We start from the raw sequence: 14,380 nt of genomic DNA on the forward strand, positions 1-14,380 counted from the left end.
CGTCGTTCGGTCTTGTTTAATCGTTCAGCGTTGCCAGTCTCTTCAATTCCAGCGTGACATCGTCGACCGCCTTGTTGCCTCGCCCTCCCGGAAGGCTCCACAGGCTCATCGGTCTCTCGAGGCGCACCGACATTGCAAACGGAGCCACCAGATCACCTGAACGCAAGTGTTCCTCAATCAGGCTCTTGTGCGCCATAAGAACGCCGGCACCGCTGAGAGCTTCCTGAACAGCGAGGGAGTAGAGCGAATAGATGGGGCCTTTGGGAACAAACTCCCAACCGTTTACCGAACGGGATGCCCAGATGCGCCAGTCATCCGACCAGGCGCTGTCAGTCAGGCAAGTGACTTTGTCGAGATCCATGGGTGACTTAAGCGTCGCGGCAATTTCCGGAGTGCACACAGGCAGCAGCTCATCTGACGAAATGACAGTTGCCCCACGGTCTGCCGCGTCCGCATAAAAAAGGCATAAATCGAACGGAACACGCTTGAGGTTCGGCGGAACCTCCAGAGCCGTCACGGAAATATCCATGTCCGGGTGCTTCGCCCGGACCGCGGGGAGACGGGGTGCCAACCAGAGTTCCGCGAGCGCCGGCAATGCGGCGATGTGAACCTTGCGCGGCGCTGCTTCTCGTCGAAGGTCACGTACGGTCTGACCCAGACTGTCAAAAACGGCGACAAAACCGGGTAGTGCTCTTTCGCCAAGCGGTGTCAAACGCACGCCCCGTGCACGGCGTTCAAAAAGCGGTGCCCCGATATCTTCTTCCAATTTCTTGACCAGGGCCGCAACGGCTCCCGGCAACACATTCAGTTCCTGTGCTGCCTGGGAGAACCCGCCCAACCTTGCGGAAGCTTCGAACGCCCGCAACGCGTTGAGAGACGGCAGCCGGGGCACCGGAGGGGCAACTGACATAGTCTAAGGCCTATTTTTTCTAGCCCTTAAATTTCTAAAATCTAGTTTGTCTAAAAGCAAGGTCTCGATGCAATCTGATAGAGACGAGAAACTGGAGTTGAGACATGAGTGCACGTGACACACATCCCTGGTTGCCCGAAGAAGTCGTTTCACGGATCGACGGGATCACGGACGCTTCCAGGAAACTGACTTCGCAGCAAATCGTCTCACGCATCGAAAACTTGGCCGAAGAAAACCGGACAATCCACGAAAAGGATTGTTTCAATCTCAATCCTGCAACCAATGTCATGAACCCACGGGCCGAAGCTCTGTTGGCAAGCGGTCTCGGTTCCAGGCCGTCGCTTGGATATCCAGGTGACAAATATGAGATGGGTCTTGAAGCAATAGAAGAGATAGAGGTGCTGGCTAGCGCACTGGCCTGCGAAGTTTTCAGATCGAGCCATGCCGAAATCCGCGTCGCTTCCGGGGCCATGGCCAATCTTTACGCCTTCATGGCCACCACGCGTCCGGGCGATGTCATTATCGCTCCACCGGCATCGGTCGGTGGCCACGTGACCCACCACCAACCGGGATGCGCCGGTCTCTACGGTCTCGAAATTCATACAGCCCCGGTTGATGCAGACGGCTACACAATCGACATTGACGGTTTGAGGCAGCTTGCCCGGGAAAAGCAACCGAACCTCATTACCATCGGGATGAGCCTGAACCTCTTTCCACATCCCGTTGCGGACATTCGGGAGATAGCAGACGAAGTCGGTGCCCTGGTCCTGTTCGATGCAGCACATCAATGTGGAATGATTGCCGGTGGTGTATTTGCCGATCCGCTTTCTGAAGGGGCTCACCTCATGACTATGAGCACCTACAAAAGCCTTGGTGGCCCTGCCGGTGGACTGATCGTCACGAACGAGGCGGACCTGGCTCAGAGGCTTGATGCAATCGCGTTCCCGGGCATGACGGCCAATTTCGACGTGGCAAAGTCTGCAGCGCTGGCGATTACATTGCTGGACTGGCGCGAATTCGGGACTGCCTATGCCCGGAAAGTGACGGACACCGCGCAGGCGCTTGCCGCAGCGCTTGCCGAAGAAGGCATGCCGGTCTTCAAGACCGGCAATGGCTTTACCGCGTCACATCAATTCGCACTTGAGGCGGCTCCTTTTGGTGGCGGGCAGACTGCATCCAAGAAACTTCGCAAGGCCGGCTTTCTGGCGTGCGGCATCGGATTGCCTGTCGCGAATGTTGCCGGTGACATGAACGGCCTGAGAATCGGCACACCCGAACTGGTGCGCTGGGGCATGGACGATACCCATATGCCGCAGCTGGCGCACCTGATAGCCGAGGCTCTGCGATCAAACGATCCGAAAGCAATGGCCGGGCGGGTGGCGGAATGGCGTGGCAGTTTCGGAGCTTTGCACTATGTGCTGACGTAATCCAGACCGTGGACTTGAACCATCAAGTGCCTTCCGTTTTGTCCAGTCTGTGAATACCCTTTGCGTTGCAAGTTCTTCAGTGCATCGGGGGCAACACGGATATGCCGGACTCTAGCAACGACGGATACGCAGCCCTGGGGCACCTGATCAAAGGAGCCCCGGATCTCCTAAAGTCGATCCTTGAAGGTTCGCCAGACACCATCAGCGTTTCAGATGTAACCCAGCCCGATCTGCCACTCACCTATGTGAACCCGGCATTTACGCAGACAACCGGCTATGGCTCAGACGAAGCACTTGGACGGAACTGCAGGTTTCTTCAGGGCGAGAATACCAACAGGGATGACGTTGCCAGAATTCGAAAGGCCATCGAAGAGCAGAAACCAATCGACATCGTTCTGCTGAATTACAGGAAAGACGGGGAGCCATTCCTGAATGCGTTGCGCATGGCACCTATCTTCGACAAATCCGAACAACTTTCCGCCTATTTGGGCATTCAGCGCGACATCACCCAGGAACGACTTAGAGAAGAAAGCGAAAAGACACAGAACCGGCTAGAAACGCTTGGGACTGCGTCAGGCGCACTCGCCCATCAATTGAACAATCTGCTGCATCCCATAGAGAGCCTGATTTCTCTTCATTTGCCTGACATCCCCGACCCCACGATCAGGGCTGACCTGGATATGGCACGTTATAGCGCGCACCAGGCTGCAGACCTCTCAAACAATCTGCTCGGGCTCTCACGCGGGGAATTTCAAGACAGTGCCGATTCGACTCAGCTTCCTGACGCGCTGGTCCGTACAATCTCACTGGTGCAGCTCATGTTGCCGACAACTGTCAGTATTCAGTCCGACTTTCGGAACGTTCCAGCAGATCTGGCTATACCCATCAATGAAACTCTGTTTGCACAAGTATTAATCAATATCATCACCAACGCGTCCCAAGCGACAAAGCATCTAGGGATAATACGTATAGAACTCAAGAAAACTGAAAACACCAGACTCCAGATTTCCATTTCCGATAATGGGCCAGGCATCGAAAAGTCTGATAGGGATAAAATATTCAAACCATTTTACTCAAAAAGTCTAAGTAAAAATAGTTCCGGACTTGGTCTTCCTGTCGCTTTGCAAATTATTAATAATATTGGTGGAATAATTCATCTTAGTGAGGGCTTAATACAACCAGACGGACGTGGATATGGTTGTATGTTTACTTTAGATCTGCCCAACATTACGTAAGGTTGTTTATAGGTAGTACTTGGAGGGGAATACCGTGTGTCAAATTCTGCTGATTGACGATATGCAGCCGGTTCGCCACGCGATTGCGGCTACCTTGCGTAAAGCTGGGCATGAAGTTGTCGAGGCCGAGGACGGTCAAAAAGGTCTCGAGATCGCTTCAAGCCGGACATTCGACCTCGTGATCACGGATATCATGATGCCCGCAACAGACGGCACAGATGTCGTGTTTGCGCTCAAGTCTGCACCGGCAGGGCCGAAGGTGGTCGCCATGTCAGGCGGGGGCGCAGGCATTCCTGCAAAGGAAGCACTTCATCTTCCGTCTTCGCAGGCCGACGCAGTTCTGAAGAAGCCTTTCACAAACGAAGTTCTGATCGACACAGTGCGCGATCTCACCTCGAGCTGATCAAGACATTCAACCACGCTTTCGGAGGGGTAATCGTGGCCTGGTTTTACAATATGCGGCTTACGCAGAAGCTTCTGCTTGCCTTCGGCGCATTACTCGTTGTGATGCTCTTTCTCGGTGGAAAGTCCGCCTTGATGTTCCAAACGCTCGATCATGAATTCTCCGAATTCTCAGAGCATGGCAATGCGCTTGCTGCCGCCGCGGACATCACGCAAGGGTTTTCAGAGATGGAAATCTCGGCGATAAATTACGTCACCAATCCGACACATGAGAACCTGGACAGGGTTGACACTGCACACTCGCAACTCGCTCAACTGATCGAGGGAAAGCTCAAGAAATTGCATGTTCCGGAAGAGGTTGAGCGCCTCAAGGATGCGAAAAAGCATATCGAGATCTATTGGGAAAACTTTCAGAAACTCGCCGAGGAGCGTGAACAGCAGCGCGTTATCGTGGACACACAGCTCCACAAAACTGGAGACAAGCTTCAGTCGGAAATCTTGACGGTCTTCAAACACAAACTGGAAGGCGAGCTCGCAAGCGGGACCCCGAGCGAAACTCTTGATCTCGTCACGGATGCCACCGTTCACCTGCTGATCGCCCGCGATCATGCCAACCGATATGTCTATTCACACGATGAAAGCGAACTGGACTATGCCCTCGCAGAAATCGAGCGTGTGAAGAAAGATCTAACCAGCGACTCCATGGCGGCGCTGAAAGGTGAAGACAAGGCACTCGTGGACGACGCTGTTCAACAGATTGAAGTCTACGTTGCTGCTCTGAGCGACTACCGTACACTTGATCGGGACATCAAACGTCTTGAAACGGACGTCATGCTGTCTGAGGCGAAGATCATCACCGATGATCTGGAAATGATCAAAAACTTTGCAGTCGAGGCCGAACACAAGATCGAAGACCTGGTTCACGCGCAGACATCCAGCGCAATTCTGTTTTCGATTGCAGGAACGTTGATTGGACTGGTGCTCGGCCTTTCAGCCGCCGTTGTTCTCGGTCGCATGATCAGCCGCCCCATCGTTCAGCTTTCGGAAACCATGCATGACCTTTCTGAAAACAAGCTCGACACACCTGTTGCTGAACCGCGTGGCAAGGACGAAGTCGCAGAAATGACCCGTTCAGTCATCGTATTCCGGGACGGTCTGATTGAGCGTCACAGAATGCGCGAAGAGCAGGATAAAGATCGCGAAACTTCGCAACGGCGCAGGGATGAACTCGACCAGATGGTCGGGATCTTCGGCAACACCATTCGCGGCATCTTCAAACGCATGTCCGAATCCTCCACCGAAATGTCCACGACCGCCGAAGACTTGACCCAGAATGCAGATCATTCAACGTCTCAGGCTTTGACACTTGATCAGGATGCTTCGGAAACTTCCGGAATGGTCGCAACCGTTTCGTCAGCCGCTGAAGAACTGATTTCCTCCATTCAGGAAATTCAGCGAAACGCAGACCACTCGGCGGAAATCGCCACGAAGGCGTCCGGAAAGGCGGAAGAAACCCGCTCGAATTTTGCCGAGCTCGTCAGCGCAGCAGATCAGATCACAAGTGTTGTTGATCTCATTCGCGAAATTGCTGACCAGACCAACCTCCTGGCCTTGAATGCGACGATTGAAGCGGCGCGTGCAGGTGAAGCGGGTAAGGGATTTGCGGTGGTTGCCTCCGAAGTCAAGGAGCTCGCCGCACAGACCGCCCGCGCCACAGGCGAAATCGGCAATCAGGTTGGTGCCGTTCAGCGCACTGCCCAGGGCGCCGAACAGCACATGAGCGAAATTTACGAGACTGTTCAGGAAATCAGCGAAGTTGCCAACAGCATCGCGGCGTCGGTTTCGCAACAGCAAAGCGCGACTTCGGAAATTGCGCAGAGCATGGAAACCGTGTCGAGCAATGCCATGAGGGTGCGCGATAGCGTATCGGTCATGCGGGACAACGCTGAAAACTGCGCCTCTTCCTCACTTCTTGTCAAAAGAGGAAGCTCCGTTGTCTATGACGAAGCTGTGCTTCTGGGCTCTGAGGTCGAAACTTTCCTCGGCGCGATCGGAAACCGGTCCGATGACGAGACCTATCGGATCTATAGTGTCGACTGGGCTGCCAATCTGAGCGTTGGAGACAACCAGATGACCGCAAAATGTGTTCGCATCTCTTCAGCCAATTGCTTGATCGACGTCAAACTCGATTGCCCGGCCGGAACACCCGTCGTGTTTGAGACGGAGTGGCTGAAAGAGCCCGTCAAGGCACGGGTCTCCGTAACGGACGATCAAGGCACCACACTTCAGTTCCCGCTGAAGCTGGATCATATTGCCGATATCAAGTTCCAGCTGGAACAACTCAGTTTGCGCACAGCTGCTTGAGACTGATCGCTTCGCAAATCAAAAGGGCCGTTGCAAAACGGCCCTTTTTTCTTGGCCATGTCGGGCGACGTGCAATCTTGGAACACTCTTTTCAGACAAGGCTGCGATTTCACTCTTTGCTTCTTTGAAACGTCAGGTCGGCCGCCTGCCCAGGACAAGAACGGTTATCAGCGGCAGCAAGAGAACCATGCTCGTGAAGCGCACAATCTGATGCGCAGCGACAAAGGCCGGGTCGAGATCGAGCATGAACGCCAGCAGTGTCATGACCTCAAGTCCGCCGGGCGCATAGGCGAGAAGCGCCTGGCCAAAAGGTATGCCGGCCATTTCCGACAGAAGCAGCGCTCCGGCGATCGACGTTAGAAAAGCAGCGCAAAACGCGGCGATCGAAGCGCCCAGCACGCTCATGAACTGACGGAATGTCATGTTGGCGAAGCGGCAGCCGATCATCGCTCCCATCATGACAAAGCAGGGAAGAACAACGAACTCAGGTAAGGCAACGGTTAGCAGTCCGGTTGCGTTGAGCGCCGCGCTCATGAAAAAGGCACCGGTCATCCAACCGCCGGGCACCCGAAGCTTTACGGCCAGGAAACTAGCCACCAGACACAATGGCAGACCCAAAAGGATTTCCAGAGGGGTGGAAACAATGACCGACATTCCCTCCCCTGTCGGCTCACCATTCGATGTCACGACGGCAAAGGGCAATATTGCGACCAACACAAAAAGGCGGAGAGACTGACTGGATGCGATGCGTGGCAAGTCCGCACCACGCTCCGTCGCCAACGCAATCACGTAGTTCAGTGCGCCCGGAATGGCGCCGAAAAAAGCCGTGTCACGTGACCACTTCGCACCAAAATGCAGCACGACATATCCGGCCAGCGTCACGCTGACCACGACAACAACCAGCAAGGCCATGGAAACCGGCCATTCTCCTATCCGTTCCAGAACATCGGGACGGACACCAGCTCCCATTGACAGGCCGATCAGGACAAAGAGCGTGTCACGAAGTTTGTCGGGCAGCAGTGTTGGCGCACCGGCCAGCGTTGCAAGCGCAACAAAAACCATCGCGCCGGAAAGCCACGCGGCCGGAAGGTCCATAAGATAAAACGCAGTTCCTCCGAGTGCGGCAACCAGTACCGTGAGGAGAACGCGGCCGAAGATCGACTCGATAGACATCGAATTCATGAGCAACCGTTTTCTGATAGGGAAGATACCCTATAGAACCGTCCATCAGCTTTGGCATGCTTGATTGCTTCAATCAACATAACCTGAATGGTAGAAGACCAAATGACGAGACTTAGGCCGTCGTGCCGGGCAAAGTCACGGGCTTAGGTTCGCTGAAGGGCATACCCCTGATACCTTCGAGACTGCAAGCTCGGTTCACTGCAGGACGTTCCTCCAGCTTCTCGATCATTCTTCTAAGGTTTGGCGTGCCGAGTGGAGCCCATTTGCCCTCGTTGCGATAGATCTGCGCCCAGCGCGCGCAGCAGGCTGCATAAAGATCCAGACAGGTCAGATCCTGCCCCATGAGATAGGGACCGCCACTTGCCGAGATTTCCCGATCCAGCAATTCGAAACTCCGGGCAATTTGCCCAATGAGACCTTCCGACAGGTCATCGGCCGCTTTTCCTTCTGCAACATATTTGTACGGCTTGAATGAAATGCGCAGTTCGGAATGAAGTGTATTGGAAATGAAGAAAAGCCATTTCAAAAACCGTCCCCGCTCCGAAGAATCGACAGCCGGACCGAGGTGTCCGTGTGCGTCCACAAGATGAAGGAGAATAGCGCCAGTTTCAAATAAGGGGGCATCCTGCCCCGGCACTTCCAACACCGGAATGAGACCTTGCGGGTTGAGTTTCAAATAGGCTGCGGAGTTCTGCTCAGACCGGAGCCGGTCGACCGGAACATATTGATAAGGCGTTTCAATTTCCTCCAGCATAAGGCGCACAACCAGATTGGCACTGTCTGGAGATCCGTGGAGGCGGTAGGTGCCGGCGACGGGTTGATCGGGGCGATTTGGGTTGGATGATGTGGGCATTTCGGTCAAGCAACACCCCTCCCTGCTAAATCAGGCCTGACTTCAGTCGTACGCTTGAGCAAGATCAAGGAAAGGGCCAGCGAAATATCAGAAACATGAACCATGATGAAAGATCCGCTTTCCTACGCACTGCGCAATGTACCGCGCTACACCAGCTACCCGACCGCGCCGCATTTTCACGATGGCGTGTCGGCAGAGACCTATTCAGATTGGCTCCAGGCGGTCACACCGGCCGACTCGCTCTCGCTTTACCTGCATGTACCGTTTTGCCGGGAGCTCTGTCATTATTGCGGGTGCCACACCAAAGCAACCCGTCAAGATGCGCCGCTGAAGGCCTATGCAACGACATTGGGCAAGGAAATTTCTCTTGTCGGCGCTCAACTGCAAAATGCCGGCCCTGTCAGGCACATACATTGGGGCGGCGGAACCCCGAGCTTGCTTCCAAGGGAAAGCCTTGTGGAGCTGACGGCATTGTTGCGGGTGATGTTCAATTTCGCTCCCGACGTGGAACACGCAATCGAACTGGACCCGCGTCTCGTATCTGCCGGTCTGGCGGAGACCCTGGCAGCGATCGGCATCAATCGAACCAGCCTTGGCGTTCAGGATTTCGATCCGGATGTGCAAAAAGCGATCGGCAGAGTTCAACCCTTTGAGGTTGTCGAGCGCGCGACAGCAAATCTCCGTGCAGCCGGTCTAGACGACCTCAATTTCGATCTGATGTATGGGCTGCCCGGCCAGTCCCGTGAAACCATCCTTGATACGGTTGAAAAAACCCTTGCGCTGGCACCGGGTCGCATCGCGCTGTTCGGCTATGCCCACGTGCCCTGGATGCGCAAGCACCAGAAGCTGATCGACGAAAGCACCCTGCCGACAGCTGCTGAACGGATCGAATTGGCAGATCTGGCGAGAGCCGAACTGCTGAAAGCCGGTTACGTTGCCATTGGACTCGATCATTTCGCACGAGCGGATGACAGCATGGCTATCGCGCTGATGGATGGATCGCTCAAACGGAATTTTCAGGGTTACACAACGGACCAGGGCGAGCAACTGATCGGCTTTGGTGTATCTTCCATCGGCAAGGTGTCGAACGGATACATTCAGAACATGCCGGATGTCGGCAACTGGCGCCGCAATGTTGAAGCCGGCAAGCTGCCGGTGTCGAAGGGACTTGCGCTGTCCGCCGACGACCGGCTGCGCGGTCACATCATTGAAGAGTTGATGACCAACTATTCCTGCGATCTCAAGCCGGCCTGCAATGCATTCGGCCTGTCGACACATGATCTTTCGGACGCAATCGACGCACTTCAGGACCTTGCAAGGGATGGTCTTGTTCGACTGGATCTTGGAGCAAACGATAGTGCCAAGGTCGAAGTAACGGATGCGGGTCGCCCCTATGTCAGGCTCGCGGCAGCCGCCTTCGACGCTTACCTTGCAGAGGGCAAGGCACGACATTCTGCAGCCATCTGAGTTTTCGTGAAAAGCCCGGACACTCCGGGCTCTTCTTTCACGTTGGACTTAAGGGACCGGTCGCATAAAGAGGCCGTTGAGCGTCTCATCAGGGCACTGAGACATGCCCCATTCCATTCGCCCGTTCTCGAACTCGACGATGTAAATGTCGAAGCCATCAACCCCAACACCGCGAAACTCGATCGATCTCATCGGGCCAAGACGCTCAAGCTCTTTGACCACGACCGGTAATTGTTCTTCAACGAGTGACCTCAAAACGGGCGTCATCTCGACATAGTCCGGTTTTCCCTCGCGATGTTCACCAATCAGCCGACGCAGTTTCTGTTCACCGCCGGCAAAAGGCGTCTTGTTCCGAATTCTGTCCTCAAGGTCGGCTTTCGTCGCGGCAAAGACACCTTCGGCGCACTTTTCAGCTTTCATTTCGAAGCCACCCTGGTGCAGGACCAACCCCTCAACCTCACCTTCTTCATCTCTTGAAAACGTGAACTGTGCCGGTGTCACTTTCAGAAAGAACCTGTCTGGCGCTTCCGCAAAGAGGTCAAACTCCGGTTGTCCAAGCAACTCTCCACGCAGTCCATTGCCGGTTGATGTGATCCTGATTGCAATACCGTCTTCAAAGCGGTATTCGCCAGCACATGCCTGCAGGTTGTCCCGATCGGGTTCGATTTCCGTCCGGGGACGCGCCTGGTCATATCGCTTCCAGGCATATTCATCTGCTGCTTCGTTCATTTTAGTCTCCTTTGCCAAGTCAAGGAGATCACCCATCGACAAACCTTCTCCAGCCAGGCTCTTGGATTGAAGCTGGGCAACGAGACGAAGTCCGCGTTCAGCCTGTTCCTGTCGGGCAGTCAGAATTGTTTTTTGAATGTCCAACAGATGGCCGACATCCGTCATTCGCCCTTCCAGGATCTCGGCAATGGCCGACAGACTGAGGCCAAGCTGTTTCAAGCTCAGGATTTCGTTCAGCCTGGCTATGTCGCCAGAACTGTAAAGCCTCCAGTTCTTTTGAGATCGAACAGGTGACAGAAGACCATTTGCTTCGTAGACCCGGAGAGTTCTCACCGAAATTCCGGTTCGTGCGGCGCACTCTGCCGCTGTCAACAATACGTCCTGAGGGCTTGTCTTATCCATGGGAACCTCCTGAACAGGCTCCCTAAGCTATGACCGTAGGTTCGGCTCAAGTCATTATTTCAAAAAAACAAAAAAAGAAGGCTGCGGAAACCGCAGCCCCAGGGAGGAACATGCCGAGTGGGAGCTAGTGCATGCCAGTCATCTGACAAAGGCTGCAAACTTTGTTCAGATGGATCTTGTCTGCCTTGTCGACCCTGATGACACCACGGCGTTTCAGGTCGGACACGACACGACTGACTGTCTCGATGGTCAGTCCGAGATAATCTGCGATTTCCTGCCGGGTCATATGAAGATGAAGATCAAATCCGTCTTGTTCTTCATTGTCAGGTCCAACGCATCCGATACCGCCACGAGCGGGAACAAGGTGCATCAAGAAACTGGCGACACGTTCAACCGCCGACTTGCGCCCGAGGAGCACGGCATGTTCGTGAAGAACGCGCATCTGATTTGTCAGGCAGGTGCTGAGGGTGCGTTGCAGTTCGTTGGAGCGCTCGACCTGCTTCAGGTCGATTTCGTTGACTTCGGCTTCGGTAAGTGTTTCGGCGGTGCAATCATACTCGTCACCACCCGCCAGGCCAAAAATATCACCAGGACGCAGCACTTCCACGACCTGACGCCGACCGTCGGGCAGGAGCTTGTAGAGCATCACCGACCCTTTGACGAGTTCATAGAGCCGTTTGCTCGGGTCGCCCTCGTAGTAGACCACTGAATGGGTGTCATACTGCGCTGCCTTTGCACCAAAGGCCGAGAAGGAGGATGTTTCCGAAGAAAAGACCGGTGCGGCGCTGTGCGCGAAAGATGCACCTTGGCTCGGGTTGCTTGCGTCGAAATATGCCATTTTCCCTCCTTCGAGCAGAAATGCCCGGATCTGATCCGCAAACCAGCAGGTGCTTTCCTGTGAGGGGATCCAATCGTCCGAACCCCAAACTGCCCCGTTGCTGATGCAAGCGCCCCGTCCGACGCTCGCCGTTTGCATGAGTAAACTTTAGAGACAGAAGTAGAGGGACGAAATTCGGTCGACTGCGTAAGAGGAACTACATATGAGATGAAAAGACGCGCGATTTTTTGTCGCTGGATAAGGACTTTTTCTTATCCCATTGCGTCCGAAATCATCTCGATCGACAGCGGTTTGCGCAAAACTTTCAGGTCTGGCAACTCTCGAAGCTGACGCAGAAGATTGGTTCGGGATTTTCCGGAAATGGCTACAATGTTGGGAGGCTGTCCGGAATCCAACAGGTCGCGGATCACGTCTGCACCGCTTCTGCCCGGAAGTCCAAGGTCAACAAAGACCCAGTCGTCCGTCGCGATGCGCGCCCGGGCGAGAAATGTCTCGCCGTCTGGATATGTTCTAGGACGATGGTCGAGATCTTCGAGCGCCATGGCAAGCGCATCTGCAACCGCTTCATCATCCTCTACAATATGAACAACCACGTACTGCAATCCTATAGTCGGGCACAATTACCTGACCTTGCCTTACAGATACTCCAATTTTACCGCTCGGGATGTACGCACAAATACCAGCATGCATCAAAGCTTTGAGAGCAACCGGCAGATTTATTCGAAGTTACAGCCGCTTTACGCAGTTGGATGTCCAAGGACTATGCGCACCAGATCGGCCGCGTTCCGCGCCCCGAGCTTCTCCATGATGCGCGCTCGGTGCACTTCAACCGTCCGCGGGCTGATGCCCAACGTTCGTCCTGCTTCCTTGTTCGAAGCACCGTCGGTGATCTCCTTGAGCACCTCAAGTTCACGCCGTGTCAGAAGTTCAGCGCCCTGAAACGTTGGACTTGCAACATCGCCCTGCTGCTTCATACGCGAGATCCCGTCGCGCACACGTTCCAAGACCGTTTCTGCAGAGAAGGGTTTTTCGATAAAATCAAAAGCCCCGTTCCGAATGGCTTCGACCGCCATCGGAATGTCGCCTTGACCCGAGATGATGAATATCGGTGCCGGGTAATTTTCAGCATTGAGAGACTTCAAAATCTCAATGCCCGACCGGCCTGGCATATGCACATCCAGCATGACACATGCCGGAACCGCCTTGCTGGCCGATTCGACAAATGTGTCTCCGTCGGAAAAGGTCTCGACCACATATCCTTCCATATTGAAAAGGACAGACAGCGCGTCTCGCACCGCAGGGTCATCATCAACGATGTAAATGGCCTCCGCGTCAGCTTTCATGTGGACGTATTCCTCGCTCTTAATCTTCTGTCGTGGCAGAACCGGATGGCTCAACCGTATCTTCGTCTTTCGGTTCGACCGGCAATGTCAAAACGAATGACGCTCCGCCATCCTTGTTATTCTCCAGCCTCAAATCACCGCCGTGATTTTGCGCGATTGACCGAGAGATTGCCAATCCCAGACCGACACCCTTGTGTTTTGCACCTGAAAAGGCTCGAAACAGATTGCCTGCAAGCTCTTCAGGAACACCCGGGCCATTGTCAGTAACCCTAAACTCCAAGGTGTCGCCAATCCGGGAAACGGACAGGAAAACTTTTTTCTGCGGCACGTCTACCACTGCTTCGCGTGCATTGCGAAGAAGATTGATCAAAATCTGTCGGATTTGAACAGGGTCTGCCTGAAGCATCGGCAGTTCTGTGGAAACATTCGTGTGCAAATAAGCGTATCCGTCAGAACTTCCGAGCTCTGCCATTTCCACACAGGTCTTGATGAACTCCTCAACCTGGATGGTTTGCCGTTCAGGAGCTTTCTTTTCCACCAGCTGGCGCATGCGCTGGATGATTTCGCTGGCACGTTCGGCTTCGCGGACCGCTTTGCCGATTACATCCACAATAAGCGGATCCAGCGAGTCTTCAGCATTGGCCTTGCGAGATACGGACTGCAGGTAAAGCAGAACAGCCGTCAAAGGCTGATTGAGCTCATGAGCAATAGCTGCACCCATCTCATCCAGAGCGCTGATCCGGGTCATGTGCAACAGTTGCGCCTGGGTCTTGGACAAGCGATCTTCCATGGCCTTGCGCGGTCGCAGATCCCGCAAGATACCAATGAACTGGCGCCCAAAATGCGTGCCGGCTTCCCCGACTGACAGTTCGATTGGGAAAACCGTGCCGTCCTTGTGTTGCGCCTGCACTTCCCGGCCTATCCCGATGATCTTCTTCTCACCGGTGGAAATGTAGTTGTGCATATATTGCTTGTGCTGGCTCGCGTAATGATGGGGCATGATGCGGCTGACATCCCGGCCCAGCAGATCCGCAGCCTCGTAGCCAAACAACTGTTCGCAGGCCTTGTTGAAAGCAAGGATCTGGCCGCGCTCGTTGATGACCACGATGCCATCTGCGGCTGTATCGAACACGCTTGCAAGACGTGCTTCCGATACGGCTGCATTCTCCTCTTCCCGCTCTATAACGCCGTCCTGCCCCATACCGACACTCAAATGGATTCCACGCCA

13 protein-coding genes are annotated in these 14,380 nt (G+C 54.4%); 5 read left to right on the plus strand and 8 right to left on the minus strand.

The window, feature by feature from the left end; translation table 11 throughout:
- Window positions 1–16: 16 nt before the first annotated feature.
- Complete coding sequence (locus FIV00_RS22590) at window positions 17–910, minus strand: LysR family transcriptional regulator (RefSeq protein WP_152502869.1); 894 nt, start codon at window positions 908–910, stop codon at window positions 17–19.
- Between the two features lie 104 nt (window positions 911–1,014).
- Between FIV00_RS22590 and glyA the strand changes: the two genes are divergently transcribed.
- From glyA to FIV00_RS22610, 4 genes are all read left to right on the plus strand, one after another.
- A complete protein-coding gene (gene glyA / locus FIV00_RS22595) occupies window positions 1,015–2,337 on the plus strand; it encodes a serine hydroxymethyltransferase (protein ID WP_152502870.1) in 1,323 nt (440 codons plus the stop codon).
- A gap of 101 nt (window positions 2,338–2,438) precedes the next feature.
- On the plus strand, window positions 2,439–3,572 hold the full coding sequence (locus tag FIV00_RS22600) for a nitrogen regulation protein NR(II) (RefSeq protein WP_152502871.1): 1,134 nt from the start codon (window positions 2,439–2,441) through the stop codon (window positions 3,570–3,572).
- Window positions 3,573–3,606: 34 nt separating this feature from the next.
- Window positions 3,607–3,975 carry a response regulator transcription factor gene (locus FIV00_RS22605; protein WP_152502872.1) on the plus strand — a complete coding sequence of 123 codons (369 nt, stop codon included), beginning with the start codon at window positions 3,607–3,609 and terminating at the stop codon, window positions 3,973–3,975.
- 35 nt (window positions 3,976–4,010) lie between these two features.
- Entirely contained in the window at window positions 4,011–6,338 is a 2,328-nt protein-coding gene (locus FIV00_RS22610; RefSeq protein ID WP_152502873.1) for a methyl-accepting chemotaxis protein, read from the plus strand.
- A gap of 132 nt (window positions 6,339–6,470) precedes the next feature.
- Here the strand turns inward: FIV00_RS22610 and FIV00_RS22615 are convergent, their stop codons facing one another.
- Window positions 6,471–7,520, minus strand: coding sequence for an AbrB family transcriptional regulator (locus FIV00_RS22615; RefSeq protein WP_152502874.1), 1,050 nt, complete (start codon window positions 7,518–7,520; stop codon window positions 6,471–6,473).
- A 112-nt stretch (window positions 7,521–7,632) separates the two neighbouring features.
- Window positions 7,633–8,373: a glutathione S-transferase family protein gene (locus tag FIV00_RS22620; RefSeq protein ID WP_247649438.1), complete on the minus strand. Its 741-nt coding sequence runs from the start codon at window positions 8,371–8,373 to the stop codon at window positions 7,633–7,635.
- Between the two features lie 102 nt (window positions 8,374–8,475).
- Between FIV00_RS22620 and hemN the strand changes: the two genes are divergently transcribed.
- Window positions 8,476–9,840, plus strand: coding sequence for an oxygen-independent coproporphyrinogen III oxidase (gene hemN, locus FIV00_RS22625; RefSeq protein ID WP_152502876.1), 1,365 nt, complete (start codon window positions 8,476–8,478; stop codon window positions 9,838–9,840).
- Between the two features lie 48 nt (window positions 9,841–9,888).
- Here the strand turns inward: hemN and FIV00_RS22630 are convergent, their stop codons facing one another.
- The 5 genes from FIV00_RS22630 to FIV00_RS22650 all read right to left on the minus strand — a co-directional run bounded on the left by FIV00_RS22630 (window position 9,889) and on the right by FIV00_RS22650 (window position 14,365).
- Window positions 9,889–10,971, minus strand: a complete 1,083-nt coding sequence (locus FIV00_RS22630; protein ID WP_152502877.1) for a MerR family transcriptional regulator — start codon at window positions 10,969–10,971, stop codon at window positions 9,889–9,891.
- Window positions 10,972–11,095: 124 nt separating this feature from the next.
- Window positions 11,096–11,809, minus strand: a complete 714-nt coding sequence (locus FIV00_RS22635) for a Crp/Fnr family transcriptional regulator (protein WP_152502878.1) — start codon at window positions 11,807–11,809, stop codon at window positions 11,096–11,098.
- 251 nt (window positions 11,810–12,060) lie between these two features.
- A complete protein-coding gene (locus tag FIV00_RS22640; protein ID WP_152502879.1) occupies window positions 12,061–12,402 on the minus strand; it encodes a response regulator in 342 nt (113 codons plus the stop codon).
- Window positions 12,403–12,546: 144 nt separating this feature from the next.
- Window positions 12,547–13,152: a response regulator transcription factor gene (locus tag FIV00_RS22645; protein ID WP_152502880.1), complete on the minus strand. Its 606-nt coding sequence runs from the start codon at window positions 13,150–13,152 to the stop codon at window positions 12,547–12,549.
- Between the two features lie 19 nt (window positions 13,153–13,171).
- Window positions 13,172–14,365: a PAS domain S-box protein gene (locus tag FIV00_RS22650; RefSeq protein WP_335343006.1), complete on the minus strand. Its 1,194-nt coding sequence runs from the start codon at window positions 14,363–14,365 to the stop codon at window positions 13,172–13,174.
- Window positions 14,366–14,380 lie beyond the last annotated feature (15 nt).

It is taken from the genome of Labrenzia sp. THAF82 (assembly GCF_009363435.1).
Classification (GTDB): domain Bacteria; phylum Pseudomonadota; class Alphaproteobacteria; order Rhizobiales; family Stappiaceae; genus Roseibium; species Roseibium porphyridii.

Excerpts from the sequence above, each read along its gene's own strand:
- FIV00_RS22635 (WP_152502878.1), bottom strand. The coding sequence starts at position 11,809 with ATGGCATATTTCGACGCAAGCAACCCGAGCCAAGGTGCATCTTTCGCG.
- hemN (WP_152502876.1), top strand. The coding sequence starts at position 8,476 with ATGATGAAAGATCCGCTTTCCTACGCACTGCGCAATGTACCGCGCTAC.
- FIV00_RS22630 (WP_152502877.1), bottom strand. The coding sequence starts at position 10,971 with ATGGATAAGACAAGCCCTCAGGACGTATTGTTGACAGCGGCAGAGTGC.
- FIV00_RS22590 (WP_152502869.1), bottom strand. The coding sequence starts at position 910 with ATGTCAGTTGCCCCTCCGGTGCCCCGGCTGCCGTCTCTCAACGCGTTG.
- FIV00_RS22620 (WP_247649438.1), bottom strand. The coding sequence starts at position 8,373 with ATGCCCACATCATCCAACCCAAATCGCCCCGATCAACCCGTCGCCGGC.
- glyA (WP_152502870.1), top strand. The coding sequence starts at position 1,015 with ATGAGTGCACGTGACACACATCCCTGGTTGCCCGAAGAAGTCGTTTCA.
- FIV00_RS22600 (WP_152502871.1), top strand. The coding sequence starts at position 2,439 with ATGCCGGACTCTAGCAACGACGGATACGCAGCCCTGGGGCACCTGATC.
- FIV00_RS22645 (WP_152502880.1), bottom strand. The coding sequence starts at position 13,152 with ATGAAAGCTGACGCGGAGGCCATTTACATCGTTGATGATGACCCTGCG.
- FIV00_RS22615 (WP_152502874.1), bottom strand. The coding sequence starts at position 7,520 with ATGAATTCGATGTCTATCGAGTCGATCTTCGGCCGCGTTCTCCTCACG.